The organism is Antrihabitans auranticaus (genome assembly GCF_016481275.1).
In the GTDB taxonomy this organism is placed as follows: domain Bacteria; phylum Actinomycetota; class Actinomycetes; order Mycobacteriales; family Mycobacteriaceae; genus Antrihabitans.
In genome coordinates, this window is the sequence record NZ_JAEMNW010000002.1 from 470,699 (window position 1) to 490,522 (window position 19,824).

Sequence of the window (19,824 nt, forward strand, 5' to 3'; positions counted from 1 at the left end):
TATGGAGTTCACCAAGGGCCACGGCACGGAGAACGACTTCGTCGTTCTGCCCGATCCCGACGCAGCGATCGACCTGCGTGCGGACCGGGTGGCCGCGCTGTGCGACCGGCGTAAGGGCTTGGGCGCCGACGGCGTGTTGCGTGTCGCGAGGTCGGGTGCCCTGGTCGCGACCGGTGTTCTCGATGAGCTGCCCGACGGCGTGGCTGCGGACGACTGGTTCATGGACTACCGCAACGGCGACGGATCCATCGCCGAGATGTGTGGCAACGGCGTGCGGGTGTTCGCGCATTTCGTGGTCGCCAGCGGCCTCGACGACCGGCGCGAGTTCGTCGTCGGGAGCCGGGCAGGCGCACGACCGGTGACGGTGCACAGTGCCGACGCATACCGCGGCGATGTGACCGTCGGCATGGGCAAGGTGCGTGACCTGGGCCGGTCTGCCGCAACGATCGGCGGTCGGACGTTCGACGGCATCGGCATCGATGTCGGCAACCCGCACCTGGCGTGCGTGGATCCGCAGCTGACGAGCGACGTACTTGCTGCCCTCGACCTCTCGGTTGCGCCGGCGTTCGATCCTGAAATGTTTCCGCACGGGGTGAACGTCGAGCTCGTCACGCCGCTTTCAGCCGGTGCGGTGAGTATGCGCGTACACGAGCGTGGCGTGGGCGAAACCCGGTCGTGCGGCACCGGCACCGTTGCCGCGGCCGCGGCAACGTTGCGTTTCGACGGTGCGGACGAGGGTGCCGTCGTCGTTCGCGTGCTCGGGGGCGAAGTGGTGGTCACGATCGAAGCCGGAATCGCGCAGCTGCGCGGGCCCTCCGTTCTCGTCGCCTCCGGCGCGCTCGGTGCTGCCTGGTGGGCGAGTCTCTAGATAACCGAATGCGCCGAGAGCCCGATGCGTGGGACCATGGAAGGCGTATGACGAACTCAGAACGCTTCGACAGCGACCCAAACCAGGCTGACCCGTCAGCTGACATCGAATTCGAGGTCGACCGCGCCCGGTGGGTCGCGGATCCCTCGATCGGTGAGATGCAACTCGACGACCGCAGTGCGCTGCGCCGAGTTGCCGGACTTTCCACTGAACTCACCGACGTCACCGAGGTCGAGTACCGGCAGTTGCGACTCGAACGAGTCGTGCTGGTCGGCGTCTGGACCGAAGGCACGGCGACGCAGGCCGAGGCGAGCATGGCCGAACTGAAGGCACTCGCCGAGACAGCGGGTTCCGAAGTTCTCGACGGCCTCGTCCAGCGGCGCGATCGCCCGGACGCCGCGACTTACATCGGCTCCGGCAAGGCCATGGAACTGCGTGACGTCGTGCTCGCCACCGGTGCGGACACCGTGATCTGCGACGGTGAACTCACACCTGCCCAGCTCACCGCGCTGGAGAAGGTCGTCAAGGTCAAGGTCATCGACCGCACCGCGCTGATTCTCGATATCTTCGCCCAGCACGCGACGTCTCGCGAAGGTAAGGCGCAGGTTGCGCTCGCGCAGATGGAGTACATGCTCCCGCGCTTGCGTGGCTGGGGTGAGTCGATGTCGCGGCAGGCGGGTGGCCGGGCCGGCAGCAACGGCGGGGTGGGTCTGCGTGGTCCTGGTGAAACGAAGATCGAAACCGACCGGCGCCGGATTCGCGAGCGCATGGCCAAACTGCGCCGCGAAATCAAGGAGATGAAGAAGGCGCGCGATACGAAGCGTGCGCGGCGGCTGGAGAATGCCGTGCCCTCGATCGCGATCGTCGGCTACACCAACGCGGGCAAGTCGAGCTTGCTCAACGCGTTGACCGATGCGGGTGTGCTCGTGCAGGACGCATTGTTCGCGACGCTGGACCCGACCACTCGGCGTGCCGAACTGCAGGACGGCCGGGAATACGTCCTGACCGACACCGTCGGGTTCGTGCGCCACCTGCCCACCCAGCTGGTCGAGGCGTTCCGGTCCACGTTGGAGGAAGTCACCGACGCCGACCTTCTACTGCACGTTGTCGACGGCTCGGACCCGCTGCCGTCCGAGCAGATCAAAGCGGTCCGTGACGTCGTGACAGCTGTGCTCCGAGAGAACGACACGCCTGCGCCGCAAGAGTTGATCGTTGTCAACAAGATCGACGCTGCCGACCAGGTCACGCTCACACAGTTGCGTGGTGTCCTTCCCGGCGCGGCCTTCGTTTCAGCACGCACGGGAGCCGGAATCGACGAGTTGCGGGCCATGCTTGCCGACATCCTCGGCAAGCTCGACGTGGAAGTGAGTGTGCTGCTTCCGTACACTCGCGGCGACCTCGTCGCACGGATTCATGCAGACGGTCGCATCCTGCGTTCCAGCCATTCCGAGGAAGGCACCCGGCTACATGCGCGTGTACCGAGCTCGCTCGCCATGGCACTCCACGCATACGCGCACAGCGGGTAACCGTGTCGCGCTGACCGCTTACTTCTGCGGTGCTGTGCTGTGCGGCGCCGCGCCGGCCGTGGCCGAACCCGTCGTCCCGCCCGTGTTCGAAACGCTTTGCACCCCAACGGATCCGGGCTTGGTCGAGCTGTCCGGGGTGATCGTCGGCGACGGCGTGATCTACGGTATGGCCGACAGCGGAGCCGACGACAAACTGGCGGTGCTGAATGCCGACTGCACGCTGAACCGCTGGATACCGAACCCGGTCGACCCGTTCGACGTCGAAGATCTGCAGTTCTTCGACGGCCAACTGTGGCTGTCCGATACCGGTGACAATCGCCGCGTTCGGCCGACCATTGCCCTGACGAGGATCGATCCCGCCAGCGGCGCGGGGGAGTTGCACCGGCTCACGTATCCGGACGGTCCGCACGACGCGGAGGCGCTCCTCATCGATTCGAGCGGTATTCCGATCGTCGTGACGAAGGAAGCGCTGGGTGTGGGTGGCGTCTATCGACCGGTCGAGGGGCGAACGGTTGCGGACCTCCCGAGTCCTGGTCCAACAATGCTCGAGAAGGTCGGGCTGGTCGATCTTCCGGGGCCGATCACCGGCGGTGCGGTGAGTGCGGACGGGAAGGTCGCGGCTCTGCGGACCTACTCGGATGCGTTCCTGTACTGGGCCCCCGAGGGCGATATCGCTGCCGCGCTCACGTCGGGGCGTGGCTTTCGGATTGCGTTGCCCCGGCAGCCGCAGGGTGAGGCGATCGCATTCGATCGAGATGGTGGGCTTGTCATCGGCAGCGAGTCGACTGGTGCGCTGCAACCCCTTCAGGTGCTGCGGAACGCAGACGATCTGGTTCGGCCCGCGGACCACACCGAGCCGGCAGCGTCGTCGAGCGGCGACAGAAACGGGCTCGTGATAGGCGGAATCGCAGCCGCCGTAGTGGTGGCTGCGATTGTCGCCTGGCGCGGCTTTCGCTAAGCGTCCAGATCTGCTTCCACAAGCTTGACGACGGCCTCCAGTGCTGCCGGGTCATCGCTGCTCACGATGACTTCGTCCCCGAAAGTGGCGCCGAGCGTCATGATCATGAGGGCCGATCCTGCGTCTACGGGCTCTTCGTCGTCGTCGCCGACGAGTGCGAGGGTGACGTCGGCGCCCAGTTCTGTCACCGCGTCGGCGATGATTCCGGCGGGGCGGGCGTGCAGGCCGATCGACGATCCGACTGCGACGGTGGTGCTGGCCATATCTGTCTCCTCAAAGGTGGTGGGTTGTGTCTATCAGGCTGCGGTGGTGACGAGTTGGGTTTCTTCGGTTGCCGGCTTGCGGTGGACCAGTTCCTTGGCGAGCACGACGCATGTCGCTCCGATGACCGTTCCGATGACCAGGGATGCGATGAACCAGACGATGTGCCCGATGGCGAAGAAGACGAAGATTCCGCCGTGTGGTGCGCTGAGCGTTGTGCTTGTCGCCATGATCAGGGCGCCGGTCGCTGCGCCACCGACCATCATCGAGGGGATGACTCGGAAGGGGTCCGCTGCGGCGAAGGGGATCGCGCCCTCGGAGATGAACGCTGCGCCGAGAAGCCAAGCGGCCTTGCCGTTTTCCTGCTCGGCGGTGCTGAACAGGCGTGGTCGAACGGTCGATGCCAGCGCCATCGCCAGCGGCGGGACCATGCCTGCGGCCATGACGGCGGCCATGATGCGCAACGACGCGGGATCGTTGACGTTCAATCCTGCGACGGCAAATGCGTAGGCGGCCTTGTTGACCGGTCCACCGAGGTCGAAGCACATCATCAAACCGAGGATGATGCCGAGGAACACGACGGAGCTGCCGGACAATCCGTTGAGCCAATTGGTGAGACCGGAAGTGACTGCCGCCAAGGGCTTTCCGAGGAAGATGAACATGACGGCGCCGACGAGAAGCGTTGCGAACAGCGGGATGACGACGACGGGCATGAGGCCGCGAGCCCATTGCGGGACGTTGATCCGGCCGATCCAGAGCGCGGCGAACCCGGCGATGATGCCGCCGACGAGACCGCCGATGAAGCCGGCGCCGACGAACACCGCGACCGCTCCGGCCGTGAATCCTGGTGCAAGCCCCGGCCTGTCGGCTATCGCGAAGGCTATGTAGCCGGCGAGCGCGGGTACCAGGAAGCCGAAGGCGAGGGCACCGAGTTGGAACAGGACAGCACCGAGATAGGTTGCGAGTCCACCGTCGGGCAGTTGGGTGATCGAGTTGTCCAGGACGATCGTCTTGGCGCCGTCGGAGATCTCGTAACCGCCGAGCAGGAAGCCGAGCGCGATGAGCAGGCCGCCAGCAGCGACGAACGGGATCATGTAGCTGACACCGGTCAGCAGGATCTGGCGCAGGCGGGTGCCCCAGCCGATCGAGCCGGCCGACGCCGAATCGTCGGTGGCGACCGTTCCGTCGACCCTGGTGGCCTGGGGATTCAGGCTCGCTCGGAGGGCTTCCGTCACCATCACGTCGGGTTCGTTGATGGCGCGCTTGACGCCCGATGCGACGACCGGCTTACCTGCGAAGCGTTCCTTGCCCTTGACGCCGACGTCCGTCGCGAAGATGACGGCGCTCGCTGCGGCGATGGTCGCTGCGCTCAACGGCGTACTGCCACTGGACCCTTGGGTCTCGACGTGGATCGTCACGCCGGCACGGGAGCCGGCAGCGACGAGCGCGTCGGCGGCCATGTAGGTGTGTGCGATACCCGTGGGGCAGGCAGTCACGGCGACGATGGTCTTCGGCGCTTCGACCGGTTCGGCGGGCTTCTCCGTGTCCGTCGCGGGCGCGGATGCGGCCGCGGGTGCGGCTTTGGGTTTCGGCGCGAGCACGCGCTCGACCGCGTCGACAATCTCATCGGCCGTTGCGGCCTCGCGCAATTCGGCAACGAAGGCAGGCCTGACAAGTGCCCGTGCGAGGCTCGAGAGCAGTTTCATGTGCTCCTTGCCCGCGCCTTCGGGCGCGGCGATCAGGAAGACGAGGTCCGCCGGGCCGTCGGGCGCGCCGAAGTCGACCTTCGGGTTCAGGCGGGCGAAACCGAGCGAGGCGGTGGTGACCGACTCGGTTCGGCAGTGCGGGATCGCGAGGCCGCCCGGTAATCCGGTCGCGGACTTCGCCTCTCGTGCGAGAGCCGCGTCGCGGAGGCCGGCGGAATCGGTTGCGCGCCCGGCGTTCGTGAGCCGCTCGGCAAGTGCGGTGATGACCGCGTCCTTCGAGCTGCCGAGGTCGGCGTCGAGTGCGATCAAGTCAGGCGTGATGATCCCTGTTCGAGATATCGGTTGTGCCATCGTCGTGTCCTTTGTGTCTCGGTGAGTGGCTGGTTTTGTCGGCCGAGCGGGTTGTCAGCCGAAGATCGTGTGGGTGGGTTGGAGGTTCGTGACCGTCGCAGCGGCGATGTCGACGTTGTCTGCCGTCGGCAGGACAGTGCCCGGTAGCGAGGCCGCTGCAGCGCCGTAGGCGACTGCTGCGGCGAGGCGCTGATCGGGTCCGGCGCCTCTCAGGTCGGCAAGTAGATAGCCCGCCAGGGAGGAATCGCCGGCACCGACCGTGCTGCGAACCCTGATCGGCGGAACCGTTGCGTGCCAAGCGCCTGCGTCGGTGACCAGGACTGCGCCCGCACCGCCGAGGGTGGCCAGCACGGATCCGACGCCACGCTCGATGAGGCTCCTTGCGGCCGCGACGACGTGGGACGTATCGCCCGCTGCCGCAGCGGCTTCGAGGTCTACGGCTGAGTGGCCGGTGAGTTGAGCCAATTCCTCGGCGTTCGGCTTGATGAGATCCGGAGCAGCGCTGGGGAACCGGGCGGCCAGAGCGGTCAGCGGCCCGTCCGACGTATCGACGGCGACACGCGCCGGAGTCTGCCGCAGGGCTTCGACGAGGTCGGCGTACCACCCGTCCGGCACGCCGGGCGGTAGCGATCCAGACAGCACGACCCAGGCGGCATCGGTGGCGAGTTCGTGCACCAGCGCCGCAAGGTGGTCGGCGTCGGTGCTGGTCAGCGGGTTGCCGAGAGCGTTGATCTTGGTTGTCGTGCCATCGGGCTCGGCGAGTGTCAGGTTCGTGCGGGCGTTTCCGGGGACCGCAACTGTCCGGTGAGCGATCCCCGCGTCGCGTAATGCGACCAACAGGGGGTCCGAGGCATTGCCGGGCAGTGCGGCTATCGCGGGCACTCCTGCGGCAGCGACGACGCGGGCGACGTTGATTCCTTTGCCGCCGGGGTCCGAAGTCGCGGCACGAGCTCGCTGGACCGCCCCGCGCTCGAGGGTGGCTGCGAGCATGATCGTTCGATCGATGCTCGGGTTGGCCGTGAGGGTGACGATCATGCGACTACTACTTCCATTCCACAGTTGCGCAGTTCGCCGCGGGCGGCGTCGGAGATTCCCGAGTCGGTGACGAGCACATCGACTCGGTCGGCCGAACCGAAGCTGATCATGTGTTCGCGGCCGATCTTGGAGGAGTCGGCAACCACGACGATCTGCTGGGCGGCGTCGAGCATCGCGCGCTTGACCTCGGCTTCGTCGCTGTCCGGTGTGGACAGCCCGTGCCCGACGCTGAGCGCGTTGGTGCCGATGAACGCCACATCCACCCGCAGGGTCGAGAGCACGCGCAGGGCTTCCGGACCGACGGCTGCCTGAGTCAGGCCGCGGACCCTGCCGCCGAGCATGTGCAGGTGAACGCTGTTGAGTCCGGAGACCCGGGCAGCGATCGGAACCGAATTCGTCACGACTGTGAGTTCGCGATCGGTCGGGAGCAGCGCGGCGATACGACCTGTGCTCGTCCCGGCATCGAAGAGGACGCTGCCGCCAGGCCCAGGCAGGAATTCGAGGGCGGACTTAGCGATCCGGTCCTTCTGGTCCGCGTGGGCAAATTCGCGCTCGGTGGTGGCCGGTTCGATAGCAGTCAGTGCCGACGCCGGCACCGCACCGCCGTGCACTCGCCGCACGACGCCGATGCGTTCGAGTACTGCGAGATCCCGCCGCACCGTTTCGGTGGTCACTCCGAAGTGATCCGCGAGATCGGTGACCGATACCCGGGTGCGCTGGTTCACCAGCGAGCTGATCGCCTGCTGCCGCTCTTCTGCGTACACGCCCGCTCCTGTGGTTGTTGTGTTGATATCTATTGTTTTACGCCCGAACATGTTGCTTTGTCAACGGTTGCGCGTTACATTGGTCACATCAGTCAGCGCGTATGACAGGGAGCACACAGAGATGACTCGTTCGGCCGAAGACGTACAGGGATTACAGGGAACGACGCTCCACGGCACGCCGGTCGTGCCGGGCGTCGGTTACGGGCGCGCGATTCGCCCCGGTGTGCGCCCGGCGTTGCGTGTCGATCAACCCGAAGTGCCCGAAGCTGATCGGCCCGATCAGCTCGAGAAGTTTCGCCTGGCTGCGACGACCGTCGCGCAGCGATTGCGTGAGCGCGCGGCGAATGCCAGCGGCGCCGCCGCGGAGGTGTTGTCGGCGAATGCCGCAATGGCGACCGATCGCGCGTGGCTACGCTCCGCGGAGAAGTCGATCAAGGCGGGCGCAGAAGCTGGAATCGGCGCGGCGACTGCGACCGACTGGTTCGCTGGGATGCTCGAAAAGGCCGGTGGCCTCATGGCCGAGCGCGTCACAGACCTGCGGGATATCCGCGACCGGGTCATCGCCGAGATTGCCGGGCTGCCCGAGCCGGGCATTCCGATGCCCGACGAACCGTCGATTCTTCTCGCCGACGACCTTGCACCTGCTGATACCGCAGGGCTGGACCCGACGCTGATTCTCGGTCTGGCGACATCGCTCGGCGGTCCGACCAGCCACACCGCGATCATCGCCCGGCAGCTCGGCATCCCATGCGTCGTGGCTGTGGGCGAGTTGGACGACGTGCCGGCCGGCACCGCGGTGCTGATCGACGGAACAACCGGCGAGATCGTCGTCGCGCCGAACGAGGCTGCGGCAACCGAGCGTGCACAGCAGAGTCGGGCCGATGCCGCGAGGATCGCCGGGTGGGCGGGTCCGGGGGCGACGCTGGACGGTCGGCCTGTCGATATTCTCGCGAACGTCCAGGACGGCGCGGGTGCGCGGGCAGCGCGAGCGACGGCTGCTGAAGGTGTCGGACTCTTCCGTACCGAACTGTGTTTTCTCGATCGTGCCACTGAGCCGACGGTGGCGGAGCAGGCCGATATCTACGCCGAGGTCCTCGACGCGTTCGCAGCGAAGAAAGTCGTCGTACGCACTCTCGATGCCGGCTCGGACAAGCCGCTGAAGTTTGCCAACCACGCCGCCGAAGCCAACCCTGCCCTCGGCGTCCGCGGTATCCGAATTGCCGAGCGCGACAGTGGCATTCTCGATCGCCAGCTCGATGCCATCGCCGCGGCTGCGGCACGCTCCGGGGCCGAGCCGTGGGTGATGGCGCCGATGATCTCCACCGCCGCGGAAGCTGCGTCCTTTGCCGCGAAAGTTCGCGAGCGCGGCTTGAAGCCCGGTGTGATGATCGAGGTACCGGCGGCGGCTCTGCTCGCCGATCAGGTCCTCGCCCATGTCGAGTTTCTCTCGATAGGGACGAACGATCTCGCCCAGTACACGATGGCTGCGGACCGGATGTCCGCCGATTTGGCGGCGTTGACCGATCCTTGGCAGCCGGCAGTCGTGAAATTGGTTGCGATGGCCGCGACTGCCGGAGCGGCAGTCGGTAAGCCGGTCGGTGTCTGCGGCGAAGCCGCGGCAGATCCGCTGTTGGCGTGTGTCCTTGTAGGGCTTGGCATCACGTCGCTGTCGTGCGCCGCAGCGGCGGTCGCCGCAGTGGGTGCAAAACTGGCGTCGGTCACTTTCGACGACTGCGTCGCAGCGGCGGCCGCAGTGCTGGCCACGGCGGACCCGCTGGCAGCCAGGGCCGCGGCCGGGGAGATCTTGAACGGTTCCTAGATCGCCGCGAGCGGGCTTATCTGGCGTCGACGAGCGGCGAACCCCGCCACAAGTGCCCGCTCGACGCGACATTTCCAACCCGCTCGCCCGCCAGGCTCAGCCGACCGCCTCGCGAGTAACAACCACGACAGCAGCCTGCTCGCCCGTCCACCAGCCGACGGTCCGCACAACACCCACCGAGCACCCACTGATGTACACCGTCAAGTCGCGCGTAGGGTGGCCTGATCGATACCTGGCAGGCCGCCAATAACAGAGGAGACGCGATGGAGCGCACGATTTTCGAACCCGAGCACGAGCTCTTCCGCGAGTCGTACCGCAAGTTTCTCGAGCAGCACGTGGCGCCTAACCACGAACGCTGGGAGGAGCAGCACATCGTCGACCGCGAAGTGTGGGCCGCGGCTGGCAAGGAAGGCTTTCTCGGCATGGCGGTGCCGGAGGAGTACGGCGGCGGGGGAGTCAAAGATTTCCGCTATAACGCCATCGTCGCCGAAGAGACATCGGCCGCAGGCTTCTCTGGCGTCGGATTTTCTCTGCACAACGACGTGTGTGCGCCCTACTTCCTCGAACTGTGCAACGAGGAGCAGGCCCAGCGCTGGCTCCCCGGCTTCGCATCGGGCGAACTGATCAGCGCGATTGCAATGACCGAGCCCGGCACTGGCAGCGACCTGCAGGGCATCAAAACTCGTGCGGTTCGTGACGGGGACGACTGGGTGCTCAACGGCTCGAAGACCTTCATCACCAACGGGATCAACTCCGACCTCGTGATCGTCGTGGCGAAGACTGATCCCGACAAAGGCGCGCAGGGCTTCTCGTTGTTCGTCGTCGAGCGCGATATGCCTGGCTTCGAGCGTGGCCGCCACCTGGACAAGATCGGTATGCCGGCGCAGGACACGGCAGAACTCAACTTCACCGATGTCCGTGTGCCGCATGCAAACCTGCTGGGGACCGAGGGCATGGGCTTCATCCACCTCATGCAGAACCTGCCGCAGGAACGGCTGTCGATCGCGGTCATGGCGACGGCGGTCATGGAATCGTGCCTCGAGACCACAATTCAGTACTGCCGCGATCGCAAGGCGTTCGGAAAGCCCATCGGCGCACTGCAGAACACCCGCTTCGTGCTGGCCGAATTGGCAACGGAGGCAACGATCGTGCGCGTCTTCGTCGACAAATGCATCGAACTGCTGAACGAGGACAAACTCACCGTTCAGGAAGCCGCGATGGCCAAGTTCTACAGCACTGAGGCTCAGGTCAAGCTCATCGACCGGTGCCTGCAGCTACATGGTGGCTACGGCTACATGAAGGAATACAAGATCGCGAAGGCCTATCTCGATGCCCGCGTCCAGACGATTTACGGCGGCACGTCCGAAATCATGAAGGAGATCATCGGCCGCGGCCTGAATCTGGCGTAAGTCCCGCCCGCGCCCCTCCTTCGCTGCACTCCGTTTCGGGGCGGCCGCGGCGCGTCGCACGGCATGTCTGGGTGCAGATCCCGAGAAGGGGTGCGGCTGGGAGGGGAGCGGCGTGTCTGCCTCGAGACGCGCCGATCCGTATCGCGAACGGGCGGCCCGGTCGCCGAGAGGCAGCCGTGACCCAACGGTGCTTCGTCGAGGGCGACCGGACCCAGTCGTCCTCGACGAAACGATCAGATCTTGCGGATAACCGTCACGACCTTGCCGAGAATTGCCGCGCTGTTGCCGTTGATCGGTTCGAACAACGGATTGTGCGGCAACAGCCAGACTTGCTTGCCGGTGCGCTTGAAGGTCTTCACCGTCGCCTCGCCGTCGATCATCGCCGCGACGATCTCACCGTTGTCTGCCGTGTTCTGTTGGCGCACAACGACCCAGTCGCCATCGCAGATGGCTGCTTCGATCATGGATTCGCCTACGACCTTGAGCAGGAACAGCGAGCCTTCGCCGACCAGTTCGCGGGGCAGCGGGAAGACGTCCTCCACGGCCTGCTCGGCGAGTATCGGCCCACCGGCGGCGATCCGCCCGAGCACAGGCACGAAGGTAGGCGTCGGAAGCTGCGGCTGATCCTCGTCGGCATCGTCGCCTGCCATCGCGCTGTTGACCTCGTCGATGCCGCGAACATCCACGGCGCGAGGCCGATTCGCGTCGCGGCGCAGGAATCCCTTTCGCTCGAGCGTGCGCAGCTGATGCGCGACGGACGAGGTCGAGGTCAGTCCGACGGCGTCGCCTATCTCGCGAATGCTCGGCGGATAGCCGCGCTCGTTGACCGATGCCCGGATCACCTCCAGGACCTTCCGCTGCCGATCGGTGAGGCCGGCGGCAATGTCGGGCCCATCGGTGCTGCCAGTTACCTTCATCGTTGACCGTCCTTCTTTCTTGCCCTGAGTGTGATCGTTCTGCGTGTGTTCGTTCTGCGTGTATTCGCTTTGCGTGTGTTCGCTTTGCGTGTGTTCGCTCTGACCGACTGCTCGCGGCCATCGACCGCCTCGGCCGCTGACCTTCGGGATCGGTGTTGGTGTGCAACTGCCGTCGACCCGATGTTCGAGTTCGAATCTAGCGCGTCCGGCCGACTGTTTCAAACACCTGTTCGACACGTGTCGCCGAAAGTAGAGACTTTGTCGGTGGGGCGTGGTAGAAAATTCGAACAGGAGTTCATCGAACGGGTGAGCGAACCAACGCAGGATTGCGGCTGACGAGGAACGGGAGAAACCGATGAGCATCGCGATGAACGAGATGACCGAATTCGGCACACGGACGCACGAGGCCGAGCGGACCGATAGTGCGCCGGTCCGCACGTCGCGGCGGCGGCACGGACTGGTGGCCAACGATTTTCGCCGCCCGCCGGTCGCAGGGGTCGACTACGACTCGGTCGGCGTACGCGGGCGGGTGGTACGGGAGTCGGTGGACTTCGAGGCGGCCGAGCAGAAGCCCAGCTTCGCGGTCACTCTCGCGGCCGGCCTGCTGAGCGCTCTGGTCGTGGCGGGCATCCTGGGCGCGTGGAACATGCGCACCGACGGTCTGTCGGGCGGTGCGCCGAGTACCACCGCCGTCGTTCGGGTGCACAACGGCGAGACATTGAGCGATGTCGCCGCCCGAGTCGCGCCGGGTACGCCGGTTGCCCAAGTAGTGGCGGAAATCCTCGATCTCAACGGGCTGCCAAATGCCGACGTGCACGTCGGGCAGACTCTGATCACGCCCGCGAATCCGTAACTGGCAGCTTGCCATGTTCGAGTCTCTCGCACAGGTGCGGTGCAGCATTCCACTGCTCCCCATGGGTGTTCTGTCCGCTCCCGGATCCGAACGAGTATTGTCGAGTCCTGCTGGTCTCACCACGCCGCGTGGTCGCATCCACATCGCGTACAGCACGAGCGAATTCACTCCGATCGGTTCGCCCGCGCCTGCGATCGACGAAGGCGGGCGCGTCGGCATCGACGAAGGATTCGACATGCACTGCCCGTTCTGCCGACACCCTGATTCGCGAGTCGTCGACTCTCGCGAAGCCGACGAGGGATCGGCGATCAGACGGCGGCGGTCGTGCCCCAACTGTGGTCGACGATTCACAACGGTCGAAACTGCGGTCCTCGCCGTGGTGAAGCGAAGTGGCGTCACCGAACCCTTCAGTCGTGAAAAGGTCGTCCGCGGCGTGCGCCGGGCATGTCAGGGCAGGGACGTGGACAACGACGCGTTGAATGTGCTCGCCCAACAGGTCGAAGACACCGTCCGCGCTTCCGGGTCGGCCGAAATTCCGAGCAACGAGGTGGGACTGGCGATCCTGGGTCCATTGCGCGACCTCGACGAAGTCGCCTACCTCCGGTTTGCCTCCGTGTACAGGTCGTTCAGTTCGGCCGACGATTTCGAGCGCGAAATCGAAGATTTGCGCGCGCACCGCGCTGCTGCAACGGACTGAGTATCGACGACACAGTGCTCATCGTCGAATGGCGGTGATTGCCTTCTCGATCCGCTTCTCCGACACCGGAAACGGCGTCCCCACCTTCTGTGCGAAAAGACTCACTCGTAGTTCCTCGATCAGCCACGAGATCTCCACGACCTCAGCCGCGCCTTTGCGTTCCTCGGGAAGAGATTCGAGCAAGTTGTCGTAGCGGGCGTACACGCGGTCGAGTACATCCATTCCTTGTCGATCACGCGTGGCACTTGCTGTAAGCGCATCGATGCGCGCGGTGGCAGCGTCCAGATATCGTGGCAACTCCCGCAGACGTGTTGCCCCCAATTCAGTGACGAAACCAGCGAACACGAGGTTGTCGAGTTGATGCCGGACATCGTCTGCTACGTCGCCGGTGAGCCCGTGCAGCCTGGCTCCGACCTCCCGAGCGGACGCCAGGATCGGCAGGACCAGCTCGACGAGTTCCCGGACCCGTTGTGCCAGGCGAGGTTTGATCGTGGCGATCAGGGCGTCGAACTGCGCCGGTGACCGGACCGCACCGCCCGCCGCGCTGATCATCTCGTCCACGGCAGCCGCGCGGCAGTCTTCGACGAGTGCGTCGATCGAGCCGTGTGGATTCTGGCTCAGGGTCAGCCGCTGTCGCGGGGTCAGGGCGGCGGTGACCTGGCGGGTAGGTGTGGCCACCGCGCGCAGCACGAGGTCGCGGGTGCCGGTTTTCATCGCAGCGGCTTGCTCGCGCGGCGTGCTCAACACCCGGACCGCAACCCCTTCGTCCTCGGCTACCAGGGCCGGGTAACCGGTTATTCGCTGACCGCCGACGTCGCGAACCACTGTGTCGTCGAGTGTGCCAAGGGATTCCGACGTCCACACCGTCGCTGCCGGGCGCTCGATCTCCGTTGCGGCTGCGGCGACTGCCGCGGCAACCTCGGTGGCGAGCGATGTCCGCAACTCCGCCAGGCTCTTCCGTTTCGCGAGTACTTTCCCGTCGGGCTCTGTCGCCGCGAACGTCATGCGGAGGTGATCGGGCAGCGCGGCGATGTCGAAGTCTTTCGGCGAGATCGTCGTTCCGCCCAATCGGCTCAGCTCGCGCGCCATCGCGTTGACGAGCGGCTCGGACCGAGGCCGAACGGCCCCCAGGGCAGCGCGAGCGTGGTCCGGTGCCGGAACAACGGTGCGGCGCAGGTGCTTGGGCAAGGTCTTGATCAACGCGACGACCAACTCGTCGCGCATTCCCGGTACCAACCAGTCGAATCCGACGGGCCGGATGTGGGCCAACGCAGCAACAGGTATGCGTGCCGTGACTCCGTCGTCGTCCGTGCCGGGTTCGAATTGGTAGGTCAAGGGGAAGGCGATCTCGCCCTGCCGCCACGAATCCGGATAGTCGCCGCCCAGAACAGGAGTCGCGGCCTCGTCGACCACGGTTTCCGGGGTGAAGTCGAGCAGGTTCGGTTGGGTGCGACGTGTCTTCTTCCACCACGTATCGAAGTGCCGCGCGGAAACGACCTCCGCACCGACCCGTTCGTCGTAGAAGGCGAACAACGTTTCGTCGTCGACGAGAATGTCGCGGCGACGCGCACGATGTTCGAGTTCGGCCACGTCGTCGAGCAGTTCGCGGTTGCGCCGGAAAAATGCGTGTTGAGTCGTCCATTCACCACCGACGAGCGCGTGCCGGATGAACAGATCCCGGGACTCGACCGGGTCGATCGGGCCATAGGTCACCAACCGGCTGCTGACCAGCGGAATCCCGTACAGCGTGACGCGCTCGTATGCCATCGCAGCGGCGCGTTTCGTCGACCAATGTGGTTCGGAGTACGTCCTTTTGATCAGGTGCGGGGCGAGCTTTTCTGCCCATTCGGGTTCGATGCGGCCCGCCATCCGGCCCCAGAGCCGCGAAGTCTCGACCAGTTCGGCGGCCATCACCCAGCGTGGCGGCTTCTTGAACAGCGACGAACCGGGGAACACGGCGAACTTGGCGCCGCGCGCGCCGAGGAATTCTCTGGTCTCGCCATCGCGAACACCGATGTGTGACAGCAAACCTGCGAGTAACGACTGATGAACGGCGACGTCGGTCGCGGGCGTGGAGTTGGAGTCCCAACCGAGTCCGCGAGTGATGGTCCGGAGCTGCCCGTGCAGGTCCTGCCATTCGCGAATTCGCAGCCAATGCAAGAATTCGGTGCGGCACATCTTCCGAAACTGGTTGGACGACAGGTTGTTTCGTTGTTCGTTGAGGTACTCCCACAGCTTCAGATGGGCGAGGAAGTCGGAGTTCTCGACGTTGAAACGAGCGTGACTGGTGTCGGCGGCCTGCTGGTGATCGCTCGGTCGTTCGCGGACGTCTTGAATCGCCAGCGCCGACACGATGACCAGCATCTCTCGCAGGCAGCCCGAACGGTGCGCCTCCGCGAGCATGCGCGCCATCCGCGGATCGACAGGTAGCTGGGCGAGTTCGCGGCCGACCGGTGTCAGTTCGAGCCCGCCCGTGGTGGTGATCGCTCCGAGTTCTTCGAGCAGGGCTATGCCGTCGCGGATGCTGCGCGGGTCCGGTGGCTCGAGGAACGGAAATTTCTCGATCTCGCCCAACCCGAGGGCCGTCATCTGCAAGATGACCGCGGCGAGGTTGGTACGCAGGATCTCGGGTTCGGTGAACGGAGGCCGAGCGTCGAAATCCTCCTCGGAGTAGAGCCTGATGCAGATGCCGTCCGCGACGCGACCGCACCGACCGGCACGCTGCCGTGCAGATGCTTGCGAGATCGGCTCGATCGGCAGGCGCTGCACCTTGGTGCGGATCGAATATCGAGATATGCGGGCGGTGCCGGGATCGACGACGTACCGGATGCCCGGAACGGTGAGCGACGTCTCGGCGACGTTGGTGGACAACACAACCCGCCGACCGGTGTGCGGAGTGAACACGCGGTGCTGTTCGGCCGCCGAGAGCCTGCCGTAGAGCGGGACGATTTCTGTGCGCGCCAGCTTCAGATCGTTCAGCGCGTCGGCAGTGTCACGGATTTCGCGCTCACCGGACAGGAAGACGAGGACGTCGCCGTCGCCCGCTGCGAAAAGCTCCTGAACCGCCTCGCACACGGCGTCCACGGGGTCGAGGTCGATCACCTCGTCATCCACTTCGACCGACAGCGGCCGGTACCGGACCTCGACCGGGTAGGACCTGCCCGAGACCTCGACGATCGGGGCGGGGACACCGTCGCGCGCGAAGTGCCTGGCGAACAGTTCCGGATCGATCGTCGCGGACGTGATGATCACTTTGAGGTCGGGTCGCCGCGGGAGCAGTTGCTGGAGGTAACCGAGTAGAAAGTCGATGTTCAGACTGCGCTCGTGCGCTTCGTCGATGATCAGCGTGTCGTACTGCCGTAGCAGCCGGTCGCGCTGAATCTCCGCGAGCAGGATGCCGTCGGTCATCAGCTTGATCAGCGTCTTGTCGGATGCCTGATCGGTGAAGCGGACTGTGTACCCGACGGTGTCGCCGAGTTCGGTGTCGAGCTCTTCCGCGATTCGTTCGGCGACCGTCCGCGCAGCGAGTCGGCGCGGCTGGGTATGGCCGATCGTGCCGCGGATGCCGCGGCCGAGCTCGAGGCAGATCTTCGGGATCTGCGTCGTTTTCCCTGACCCGGTCTCACCTGCGACGACCACCACCTGATGCGCGGCTATGGCCGCTGCAATATCGGCGCGACGCGCGGTGACCGGCAATGCTTCGGGATAGGTGATCGCGGGCACCGAGTCCCGCCGATTCGCGAAGCGAACCTCCGCGGCGGCGACATCGCGCTCGACCGTCGCGACAGCATCCGGCGTGCGGGCACGGTCGAGTCGGCGTCGCAGGCGATGCTCGTCGCGAATGCTGACGCCGTGCAGTCGTTTGCGCAGTTCGCGGGCAGTACCGGAAGGCGGCGGAAGTGATGAGGACATGACTGGTCCAGCCTATCGAAAGTGCGCGACGACGCCGATCCGACGTGCGACCATGTGGTCGTGACCACCACGAATCTCGTCGGCTCGGCTACCTCCACCCCAATCGTTGTGCGCGCGCTACGGATCGGGTTTGCGATCCTGGGATTGGTTGCGTTGGTGTGGATCCCGGTCCGCAACATGGACAACGAGCTCTATTCGGTCGCCAACTACTTCAGCTACTTCACGATCCTGAGCAATGTCGCCGCGGTCGTCGTGTTGTTCGTCGGGGGAGCGATCGACCCACCGGGGGAGCGCTGGCAGCGTATTCGCGGCGCGGTGACCGTCTACATGGTCATCACGTGTGTCGTCTACGCGGTGCTGCTCGCCAACGTGGACGTGATGTTGCAGGACAAGTGGATCAACGATGTGCTGCACCGGCTGCTTCCCATTGTGCTGCTTGTGGATTGGATCCTCACGCCGCCGCGGCAGCGCATCGAGGAGAAGCGAGTGCTCGCCTGGCTGGCCTTCCCGATCGTGTACGGCGTGTACAGCCTGATTCGCGGACCGATCGTCGACTGGTATCCGTACCCCTTCATCGATCCACGGACGCAGGGTTATGTATCGCTCGCGCTCGGGCTGGTTGTGCTGCTGATCGCGTTCGTCCTGCTGGCGCTCTCGGTGGCCGGAATCGGACGGCTTGCCGCCCGGTGGCGCTACGGCACGGAGTAGCGGCTACGGTCGAGGACGATTCACCGACGCTGCGCAGGTAAGGGGCTGGAATGGGTTCGCTGTGGCATGGCTTCGCCGATATGGGTGCGGTCGAGGGCAACGCATTCGTCATCGAGCGCGGTGAGGGCGCCTACATTTGGGACAATGCAGGTCAGCGGTACCTCGACGCGACCGCCGGCCTGTGGTTCGCGAACGTGGGCCATGGCCGGCGTGAGATCGCCGACGCAGTTGCCGAGCAGCTCGCAAAGGTGGCGCATTACTCGAACTTCGGTGACTTCGTGCCCGCGATCACGGTGGAGTTGGCCGAACGGCTGGCGGCCATCGCCCCGGTCGCCGGAAGCAAGATCTTCTTCACCTCGGGTGGCTCGGATTCGATCGACACCGCGGCCAAGCTGGCGCGTCGCTACTGGGGTGAGGTCGGCAAGCCGGCCAAGCGAATCGTCGTGGGCCGCACCAAGGCGTATCACGGAATGCACGTCGCGGGGACCGCGCTGGCAGGCATCCCGCCGAACCGGGAAGGCTACGGCGAGTTGATGGCCGACGCCCGGACCGTCGACTGGGACGACGCGAAGAGCCTGCTCACACTGATCGAGGAGATCGGTGCAGACAACATTGCGGCCTTCTTCTGCGAGCCGATCATCGGCGCAGGCGGGGTGTATCTGCCGCCGGAGGGTTATCTGACCGAGGTGCGGCAGATCTGCCGAGAGCACGACATTCTGTTCGTGGCCGACGAGGTCGTGACGGGATTCGGACGCATCGGCGGGTCCTGGTTCGCATCCTCACGCCTCGACCTGCAGCCCGACCTCATGACGACTGCGAAGGGGCTGACCTCTGGCTACGTGCCGATGGGCGCGGTCTTCATCGCGCCGCACATCGCGCAGCCGTTCTTCGCCGGGGGGGTGTGGTGGCGGCACGGCTACACCTACGGCGGTCACGCCGGCGCCGCCGCCGCGGCAATGGCGACACTCGACATCATGGAACGGGAGAACCTGCTCGACGAGTCCAAGCGCCTGGAAGCTGCTCTCCACGAGAATCTTTCACCGCTCGCAGACCACCCGCGGGTCGCGGAGGTGCGCAGCGGACTCGGCGCGGTCGCTGCCGTGCAACTCGCCGATCCGGCCGAGGCGCTGCCGTTCGTGAAAACCATGCGGGCACACGGGGTTTCGGGACGCGCGGCGGGCGTCGGCGCGTTGCAGTTCTCGCCGTCGTTCGTGATGACCGACGATCAGGTCGCAGACATGGCGAAGGCCGTGCGAGCGGCGCTGGGCTGACCGCTACACCTGCAGGCTGCGCTCGGCGACACAGCGTCCACCGAGTTGGATCCAGTCTTCGTCGAGCACGGTCGTGAAGATCTGCGAACCGCGGCCCTGGGTAATGGTGAGGTCGCGCTGCAGGCGTGCCGTGATCCGGACGGCCGCGGCGCCCGTGGCTTCGTCTTCGGCAATTCCCATGTCGGGTGCGAACATTCGTGAGCGGATTGCGCCCGCCGACCGATCGGTCCACGCCCAGGCGTAATGGTGACCGCTGCGGAAGTCGGTGGGATTCAGCGCGTCGACATCGGCCGCGGATGCAAGGTCGTGGAACTCGAACGCCGGTGCCCAGTCGGCCTGCGCCCGAATCTTCGTCAGCCCATTCGTGCGGGTGACGGCCACGCGTCCCGCCGGCACGTCGAGCGCATCCACGGGCGTCTCGACCTCGTCGAGCCACCAGCCGAGTCCGACGCTCGGGTGGCCCGCGAAGGGCAGTTCGGTGGCTGGTGTGAAGATCTGGACGCGTGCGATCGGTGCATCGGCCGTCAGTTCGACGAAGACCGTTTCGCTGAATCCGAGTTGCGCTGCCAGCGTCTGTCTATCGGCCTCGGGAACCGCGAGCGCCGAAACGATTCCGAGCGCGTTACCGAACTCTCCCGATGGACTCGTGAATACTCGAACAACCGCGACATCGACCGCCATGCTGGCCAGGCTACCGCAGCACACACCCCCTTGCGCTACTGAAATCGAAGCGTATTATTGCTATGAAAATCGTAGCAACCAAGGAGTT

General features: G+C 65.6%; 16 protein-coding genes. 9 read left to right on the forward strand and 7 right to left on the reverse strand.

Annotation, left to right across the window (positions count from 1 at the left end):
• The first annotated feature begins 1 nt into the window (after position 1).
• From dapF to JGU72_RS10155, 3 genes are read left to right on the forward strand one after another with little or no spacing between them, the layout of a single operon-like run.
• Positions 2–868 (forward strand): diaminopimelate epimerase, encoded by an 867-nt coding sequence (gene dapF, locus JGU72_RS10145; protein ID WP_199683746.1) that lies wholly within the window; start codon positions 2–4, stop codon positions 866–868.
• Positions 869–915: 47 nt separating this feature from the next.
• Positions 916–2,394 (forward strand): GTPase HflX, encoded by a 1,479-nt coding sequence (hflX, locus tag JGU72_RS10150; protein ID WP_199683748.1) that lies wholly within the window; start codon positions 916–918, stop codon positions 2,392–2,394.
• Positions 2,336–3,352 (forward strand): hypothetical protein, encoded by a 1,017-nt coding sequence (locus JGU72_RS10155; RefSeq protein ID WP_199683750.1) that lies wholly within the window; start codon positions 2,336–2,338, stop codon positions 3,350–3,352. The genes hflX and JGU72_RS10155 overlap by 59 nt, the downstream gene beginning before the upstream one ends.
• Here JGU72_RS10155 and JGU72_RS10160 read toward each other — a convergent pair.
• The 4 genes from JGU72_RS10160 to JGU72_RS10175 are packed head-to-tail and all read right to left on the reverse strand — an operon-like array spanning position 3,349 to position 7,469.
• A complete protein-coding gene (locus JGU72_RS10160; RefSeq protein WP_199683752.1) occupies positions 3,349–3,615 on the reverse strand; it encodes an HPr family phosphocarrier protein in 267 nt (88 codons plus the stop codon). The genes JGU72_RS10155 and JGU72_RS10160 overlap by 4 nt on opposite strands.
• Positions 3,616–3,648: 33 nt before the next feature.
• Positions 3,649–5,670, reverse strand: coding sequence for a PTS fructose transporter subunit IIABC (locus JGU72_RS10165; RefSeq protein WP_199683754.1), 2,022 nt, complete (start codon positions 5,668–5,670; stop codon positions 3,649–3,651).
• A 54-nt stretch (positions 5,671–5,724) separates the two neighbouring features.
• Positions 5,725–6,705, reverse strand: coding sequence for a 1-phosphofructokinase (pfkB, locus tag JGU72_RS10170; protein WP_199683756.1), 981 nt, complete (start codon positions 6,703–6,705; stop codon positions 5,725–5,727).
• Positions 6,702–7,469: a DeoR/GlpR family DNA-binding transcription regulator gene (locus JGU72_RS10175; RefSeq protein WP_199683757.1), complete on the reverse strand. Its 768-nt coding sequence runs from the start codon at positions 7,467–7,469 to the stop codon at positions 6,702–6,704. The genes pfkB and JGU72_RS10175 overlap by 4 nt, the downstream gene beginning before the upstream one ends.
• A gap of 121 nt (positions 7,470–7,590) precedes the next feature.
• On the opposite strand from JGU72_RS10175, the gene ptsP reads away from it, so the two are divergent.
• On the forward strand, positions 7,591–9,288 hold the full coding sequence (ptsP, locus tag JGU72_RS10180; protein WP_199683759.1) for a phosphoenolpyruvate--protein phosphotransferase: 1,698 nt from the start codon (positions 7,591–7,593) through the stop codon (positions 9,286–9,288).
• Between the two features lie 263 nt (positions 9,289–9,551).
• Positions 9,552–10,697, forward strand: coding sequence for an acyl-CoA dehydrogenase family protein (locus tag JGU72_RS10185; RefSeq protein WP_199683761.1), 1,146 nt, complete (start codon positions 9,552–9,554; stop codon positions 10,695–10,697).
• 233 nt (positions 10,698–10,930) lie between these two features.
• On the opposite strand, the gene lexA is transcribed toward JGU72_RS10185, so the two are convergent.
• Positions 10,931–11,614, reverse strand: coding sequence for a transcriptional repressor LexA (gene lexA, locus JGU72_RS10190; RefSeq protein WP_199683763.1), 684 nt, complete (start codon positions 11,612–11,614; stop codon positions 10,931–10,933).
• A gap of 355 nt (positions 11,615–11,969) precedes the next feature.
• On the opposite strand from lexA, the gene JGU72_RS10195 reads away from it, so the two are divergent.
• Together JGU72_RS10195 and nrdR are read left to right on the forward strand one after the other, a co-directional pair.
• Positions 11,970–12,467 (forward strand): LysM peptidoglycan-binding domain-containing protein, encoded by a 498-nt coding sequence (locus JGU72_RS10195; protein ID WP_199683765.1) that lies wholly within the window; start codon positions 11,970–11,972, stop codon positions 12,465–12,467.
• A gap of 235 nt (positions 12,468–12,702) precedes the next feature.
• Positions 12,703–13,164: a transcriptional regulator NrdR gene (gene nrdR, locus JGU72_RS10200; protein WP_199684548.1), complete on the forward strand. Its 462-nt coding sequence runs from the start codon at positions 12,703–12,705 to the stop codon at positions 13,162–13,164.
• A gap of 18 nt (positions 13,165–13,182) precedes the next feature.
• Here the strand turns inward: nrdR and hrpA are convergent, their stop codons facing one another.
• Positions 13,183–17,076 carry an ATP-dependent RNA helicase HrpA gene (gene hrpA / locus JGU72_RS10205; RefSeq protein WP_199683767.1) on the reverse strand — a complete coding sequence of 1,298 codons (3,894 nt, stop codon included), beginning with the start codon at positions 17,074–17,076 and terminating at the stop codon, positions 13,183–13,185.
• Between the two features lie 60 nt (positions 17,077–17,136).
• Here hrpA and JGU72_RS10210 point away from each other — a divergent pair, with 60 nt between their 5' ends.
• Both JGU72_RS10210 and JGU72_RS10215 read left to right on the forward strand, forming a co-directional pair.
• A complete protein-coding gene (locus JGU72_RS10210; protein ID WP_307828377.1) occupies positions 17,137–17,784 on the forward strand; it encodes a Pr6Pr family membrane protein in 648 nt (215 codons plus the stop codon).
• Positions 17,785–17,834: 50 nt separating this feature from the next.
• The gene (locus JGU72_RS10215; protein WP_199683769.1) at positions 17,835–19,055 is read left to right on the forward strand and encodes an aminotransferase family protein; all 1,221 of its coding nucleotides are present in this window, start codon (positions 17,835–17,837) and stop codon (positions 19,053–19,055) included.
• Between the two features lie 3 nt (positions 19,056–19,058).
• Here JGU72_RS10215 and JGU72_RS10220 read toward each other — a convergent pair whose 3' ends face one another.
• Positions 19,059–19,736 carry a PhzF family phenazine biosynthesis protein gene (locus JGU72_RS10220; RefSeq protein WP_199683771.1) on the reverse strand — a complete coding sequence of 226 codons (678 nt, stop codon included), beginning with the start codon at positions 19,734–19,736 and terminating at the stop codon, positions 19,059–19,061.
• Positions 19,737–19,824: the final 88 nt, after the last annotated feature.

What these genes read in the sequence shown, in the direction of transcription:
- dapF (WP_199683746.1), top strand. Translation starts at nt 2, where the DNA reads ATGGAGTTCACCAAGGGCCACGGCACGGAGAACGACTTCGTCGTTCTG.
- hflX (WP_199683748.1), top strand. Translation starts at nt 916, where the DNA reads ATGACGAACTCAGAACGCTTCGACAGCGACCCAAACCAGGCTGACCCG.
- JGU72_RS10155 (WP_199683750.1), top strand. Translation starts at nt 2,336, where the DNA reads ATGCGCGTGTACCGAGCTCGCTCGCCATGGCACTCCACGCATACGCGC.
- JGU72_RS10160 (WP_199683752.1), bottom strand. Translation starts at nt 3,615, where the DNA reads ATGGCCAGCACCACCGTCGCAGTCGGATCGTCGATCGGCCTGCACGCC.
- JGU72_RS10165 (WP_199683754.1), bottom strand. Translation starts at nt 5,670, where the DNA reads ATGGCACAACCGATATCTCGAACAGGGATCATCACGCCTGACTTGATC.
- pfkB (WP_199683756.1), bottom strand. Translation starts at nt 6,705, where the DNA reads ATGATCGTCACCCTCACGGCCAACCCGAGCATCGATCGAACGATCATG.
- ptsP (WP_199683759.1), top strand. Translation starts at nt 7,591, where the DNA reads ATGACTCGTTCGGCCGAAGACGTACAGGGATTACAGGGAACGACGCTC.
- JGU72_RS10185 (WP_199683761.1), top strand. Translation starts at nt 9,552, where the DNA reads ATGGAGCGCACGATTTTCGAACCCGAGCACGAGCTCTTCCGCGAGTCG.
- lexA (WP_199683763.1), bottom strand. Translation starts at nt 11,614, where the DNA reads ATGAAGGTAACTGGCAGCACCGATGGGCCCGACATTGCCGCCGGCCTC.
- JGU72_RS10195 (WP_199683765.1), top strand. Translation starts at nt 11,970, where the DNA reads ATGAGCATCGCGATGAACGAGATGACCGAATTCGGCACACGGACGCAC.
- nrdR (WP_199684548.1), top strand. Translation starts at nt 12,703, where the DNA reads ATGCACTGCCCGTTCTGCCGACACCCTGATTCGCGAGTCGTCGACTCT.
- hrpA (WP_199683767.1), bottom strand. Translation starts at nt 17,076, where the DNA reads ATGTCCTCATCACTTCCGCCGCCTTCCGGTACTGCCCGCGAACTGCGC.
- JGU72_RS10215 (WP_199683769.1), top strand. Translation starts at nt 17,835, where the DNA reads ATGGGTTCGCTGTGGCATGGCTTCGCCGATATGGGTGCGGTCGAGGGC.
- JGU72_RS10220 (WP_199683771.1), bottom strand. Translation starts at nt 19,736, where the DNA reads ATGGCGGTCGATGTCGCGGTTGTTCGAGTATTCACGAGTCCATCGGGA.